This is a genomic window from Bacillus sp. JJ675 (genome assembly GCF_036963165.1).
Taxonomy (GTDB): domain Bacteria; phylum Bacillota; class Bacilli; order Bacillales; family Bacillaceae; genus Bacillus; species Bacillus glycinifermentans.
This window is the reverse complement of the sequence record NZ_JBALMR010000021.1, coordinates 59251-63819: the sequence shown is the minus strand read 5'-3', so window position 1 is coordinate 63819 and position 4569 is coordinate 59251. Positions and strand designations below refer to the sequence as shown.

Annotated in this window: 5 protein-coding genes, 1 other RNA gene and 1 pseudogene; 6 read left to right on the top strand and 1 reads right to left on the bottom strand. The window is 45.2% G+C overall.

Annotated features, from left to right (window positions below; genetic code table 11):
* The 6 genes from V7126_RS06255 to V7126_RS06230 form a co-directional block, all read left to right on the top strand.
* Positions 1 to 962, top strand: a 962-nt coding sequence (locus tag V7126_RS06255) for a ribonuclease H-like domain-containing protein (protein WP_335497270.1), incomplete at its 5' end; no start/stop codon positions are given.
* Positions 963 to 1206: 244 nt separating this feature from the next.
* Positions 1207 to 1452 carry a CotD family spore coat protein gene (locus V7126_RS06250; protein WP_046130787.1) on the top strand — a complete coding sequence of 82 codons (246 nt, stop codon included), beginning with the start codon at positions 1207 to 1209 and terminating at the stop codon, positions 1450 to 1452.
* Between the two features lie 109 nt (positions 1453 to 1561).
* Positions 1562 to 2113 (top strand): DUF1273 domain-containing protein, encoded by a 552-nt coding sequence (locus tag V7126_RS06245; protein WP_046130786.1) that lies wholly within the window; start codon positions 1562 to 1564, stop codon positions 2111 to 2113.
* A gap of 79 nt (positions 2114 to 2192) precedes the next feature.
* On the top strand, positions 2193 to 2489 hold the full coding sequence (gpsB, locus tag V7126_RS06240; protein ID WP_046130785.1) for a cell division regulator GpsB: 297 nt from the start codon (positions 2193 to 2195) through the stop codon (positions 2487 to 2489).
* A gap of 52 nt (positions 2490 to 2541) precedes the next feature.
* An RNA gene (gene rnpB / locus V7126_RS06235) (RNase P RNA component class B) lies at positions 2542 to 2928 on the top strand.
* Positions 2929 to 3022: 94 nt separating this feature from the next.
* Positions 3023 to 4171 carry a THUMP domain-containing class I SAM-dependent RNA methyltransferase gene (locus tag V7126_RS06230; protein ID WP_335497264.1) on the top strand — a complete coding sequence of 383 codons (1149 nt, stop codon included), beginning with the start codon at positions 3023 to 3025 and terminating at the stop codon, positions 4169 to 4171.
* 123 nt (positions 4172 to 4294) lie between these two features.
* On the opposite strand, the pseudogene V7126_RS06225 reads toward V7126_RS06230, so the two are convergent.
* Positions 4295 to 4569 (bottom strand): annotated as a pseudogene (locus V7126_RS06225) (hypothetical protein); the annotation flags it as partial.

Genomic DNA, 4569 nt, shown 5'->3' with positions numbered 1-4569 from the left:
ATACGATATTTTTGCTCGGCCATGCAAGGGTTTATGATGACAAGGTGGTCGTCAAGCAGCATCTCTTGCCAAAACCGGGAAACGAAGCGGCTCTTTATCACAGTTTTTTAAGCGAAGTCGATATTAAATCGCTTGTCACCTACAACGGAAAAGCGTTCGACTGGCCGCAGGTCAAAACGAGGCACACGCTGATCCGTGACAGGCTTCCCGAGCTTCCCGATTTCGGCCATTTTGACCTGCTGCATGGTGCAAGAAGGCTCTGGAAACATAAATTCGAGCGCGTTTCCTTAAGGACGGTTGAAAAAGAGGAGCTGGGATTCGAGAGAACGGAGGATACGCCGGGGTATCTCGCACCTATGATTTATTTTCAGTTTTTAAAAGAAGAGCGGCCCGGGATTATAGAAGGCGTCCTCCGCCACAATGAGCTTGACGTGCTCTCTTTGATCACCCTTTACATCCATATATCGAAAAAGATTCTATCACCGCAAAAAGCGGAGGAAGCAAACGAAAAATATGCGCTGGCGAAATGGCTCATCGCCAATCAAGAAACAGAACGGGCGACAGAGCAATTGAAGGAGCTTGCGTCCAAATCCTTTGAACAGTCAGAGCGGGCGTCCTACGATTTATCGCTTCAATATAAAAAACAGGGAATGCTTGAAAAGGCGGCTGAGCTGTGGGAAAAGCTGCGACATGCGGAAGATGAAAAAACAGCTTGGCGGTCGGGCATTGAGCTTGCAAAATATTACGAGCATCAAAAGCGGGACATTCCGGCCGCTTTATCCGTAACACGGGATCTTCTCGGCCGCTGCGCCTCAAAACAGCTCGTCCCGACAGAAAGGGAAGCGGCTGAGCTGGACGGCCGCCACGAGAGGCTAAAGAGGAAATACAGGAAGAGTATTCCCCGGGCAAGCGCAGAAGTCGACAGCATCCGCCGCCAGCAGCGCAAGAAAAACATGTTATGAATTGTAGAAACGGCAAAATTCTTGTAAAATAACGCTAGACTATTTTTGAAAGGAGCGTCGATATGTATAAGGGCTTGTTTTACTTGTTTTTTGTCGTTGTACTGTTCATCATTTTCATTTTGACGAATTTCAAGGAAAGCTTTTTGGCTTACTTTTAAAATAGGTCTTTATATTAGTACATGTTCACCCCCTGCTTCATAGTTTAATAGTGTATTTAGAAGCTCTTAGGAAAGGGGATTTGATCATGCACTGCAGACCAAACGTGATAGGGCCGATTGTTCATCCTACACAATGCTGTTACACCCACACGCACGGCAATACGATCGTACCGCACATTCATCCGCAGCATACAACAAATATCAACCATCAACATTTCGATCACGTTCATTACTACCCGCAAACTCAATCAAACGTGAATCAGGCGACACATCAGCATTTTGTCAGCACAGGAACTGCGCCGTTTGCAGGACCTGGATTTGGCGGATACTAAAAGGCGGACTGCGTAAGCTTTGTGAGGATCAGCAAAGCCGGTTCCAGGGGAACAGAATATTTTTAAAAAATGGGGCAGACCGTGCCCCATTTTTTAGCAGGTGATAAAAGTGAAAGTATTGGCTGTAACAGGATACAAACCATTTGAAATCGGAATATTTAAGCACGATGACCCGGCGCTGTTTTACATAAAAAAAGCGATTGAAAGCAGGATTCTCGCTTTGCTTGATGAAGGACTGGAATGGATCCTTATTTCCGGGCAGCTTGGTGCGGAAATCTGGGCAGCAGAAGTGGCTTTTTCCCTTCAGGAAGAATACCCTGAGCTGAAAGTGGCTGTCATCACCCCGTTTTTTGACCAGGAAAAGAACTGGAATGAGAAAAATAAAGAGCTGTATGAAGCTGTGTTAGCTCAAAGTGATTACACGGAAAGCTTGACGCACAGACCTTATGAAAGTCCGGCGCAGTTTAAGCAGAAAAACCGGTTCTTCATCGAAAAAGCCGATGGCCTGCTGATTCTTTATGATGAAGAAGTCGATGGTTCGCCTGTTTACATGCTGAATGAAGCAAAAAAAGCTCAGGAAAAGCGCGATTTTCCGATCTATACGATCACAATGGACGATCTTAGATCAACCGTTGAGGATTACACCTTTTACGAAGAATAACATGAGGAAGATAAATTTGACATTGTACACGTTTTCTGAAAAAATATAAGATGATGATTCACGATATGAGGTGAAAAAGATGCTTGCTGATAAAGTGAAGCTTTCTGCTAAAGAAATTTTGGAAAAAGAGTTCAAAACAGCGGTCAGAGGCTACAAACAGGAAGATGTTGACAAGTTTCTCGACTTGGTGATTAAAGACTATGAAGCCTTCCATCAGGAAATTGAGGAATTGCAGCAGGAAAACCTGAATTTGAAAAAGCAGCTGGAGGAAGCCAGCAAAAGGCAGCCTGCTCAATCAAATACGACCAACTTTGATATTTTGAAAAGATTATCTAATTTGGAAAAACACGTATTCGGAAGCAAATTATACGATTGATGAAAAAGCCTTGCCCTTAAAAAGAAAGTAGGATATAATAGTGGATGTCTTAACGTTCGGGTAATCGCTGCAGATGTTTGCATCTGTAGAGGAAAGTCCATGCTCGCACGGTGCTGAGATGCCCGTAGTGTTCGTGCCTAGCGAAGTCATAAGCTAGGGCAGCCTTGTGTAAGGCTGACGGCAGGAAAAAAGCCTACGTCCTTTGCGGATATGGCTGAGTATCCTTGAAAGTGCCACAGTGACGAAGTCTCACTAGAAATGGTGAGAGTGGAACGAGGTAAACCCCTCGAGCGAGAAACCCAAATTTTGGTAGGGGAACCTTCTGGACGGAAATGAACGGAAGGAAGGACAGAGATTGCTCTGTAGATAGATGATTACCGCCTGAGTACGAGGCCAAAAGCCGACTGCAGTACGAGGGAACAAAACATGGCTTACAGAACGTTACAAACACTAATGATGATGACAATGCATAAGCTCTCCGCAAATAGGAGAGCTTTTATCATGTAAAAACATACATACAAACAGGTGATACGATGAAAACCTTTAAATTAATTGCAACAGCCCCGATGGGAATCGAAGCGATCGTCGCCAAAGAGGTGCGCGGATTAGGCTATGAGTGCACGGTCGACAACGGAAAAGTGATGTTTGAAGGAGACGCTCTCGCCATCTGCAGGGCAAATCTTTGGCTGAGGACGGCGGACAGGGTAAAGATCCAGGCCGCTGAATTCACTGCGAAAACGTTTGACGAACTATTTGAAAAAACGAAAGCGATTGACTGGAGCTCCTTTATTCCGGAAAACGCGAAGTTTCCCGTTACGGGAAAATCGGTGAAATCGACACTCGCAAGCGTGCCTGACTGCCAGCGCATCGTGAAAAAAGCAATCGCCGAAAAGCTGAAAACGCAATACCGAAAAGGTAACGAGTGGCTTGAGGAGACGGGTCCGGAGTATAAGGTTGAAATTTCGCTTTTGAAAGACAAAGCTGTCATCACGCTCGATACTTCAGGAATCGGCTTGCATAAAAGGGGATACCGCGCAGGCCAGGGGGAAGCTCCATTAAAAGAAACGCTCGCAGCCGCCCTGATCCTGCTGACAAACTGGACGCCGGACAGGCCGTTTGTTGACCCGTTTTGCGGTTCGGGTACGATCCCGATTGAAGCGGCGCTGATCGGGCAAAACATCGCCCCCGGGTTTAACAGGGAGTTTGCGTCTGAACAATGGGAATGGATCGGCAAGGATGTATGGAACAAAGCAAGGCTTGAAGTTGAAGAAAAGGCCAATTATGATCAGCCTTTGTCCATTCACGGCTATGACCTTGACCACCGCATGATCGATATCGCTAAGGCGAATGCCGAAGAAGCGGGACTGGGCGATTTAATCGAATTTAAACAAATGCAGGTCAAAGATTTCACAACAAAAGAAAAATACGGCGTCATCGTCGGAAACCCGCCGTACGGCGAATGGCTCGGAGAAAAAGAAGAAGTCGAAAAGATGTACAGGGACATGGGCAAAACGTTTGCCGCCCTTGATACATGGTCCGTCTATATGCTGACATCAAACGAACGGTTTGAAGAATGCTACGGGAAAAAAGCGACGAAAAAACGAAAGCTCTTTAACGGCTTTATCAAAACCGATTATTATCAATATTGGGGAAAAAGACCCCCAAAACCTAAAAACGAATAGCTTATCACCATCCCGGACAGGCCGAATGGAAACCCCGCTTTTAGAAGCGGGGTTTTTTACATGAAGAAAACCGGAGATGTCCGCTCTCTGCATGATTTGAGCGCACATGAAAACACCGATTCATTATACAATCCAAGAATCGTTTTTCTTTTTGTAAGAGCTTTCATCGTATGTTTTAGAGGGTTCATCGTAGCCGTATTCTTTTTTAGGCTGCTCATGGTATTTTTTGTAGGCCTCACAATAGTAGTAGTATTTCTTTTTATCATCGCAGTGCTTCTCATAAGGATCGTCATAATAGTGCTCTTTCTTATGGTCATAAGTCTCGTAGTCGTAATATTCTTTTTCGTACTCGCGTTTCTTTTTGCACGGCTCGTAACAATAGTGCTCTTTCTTATGGT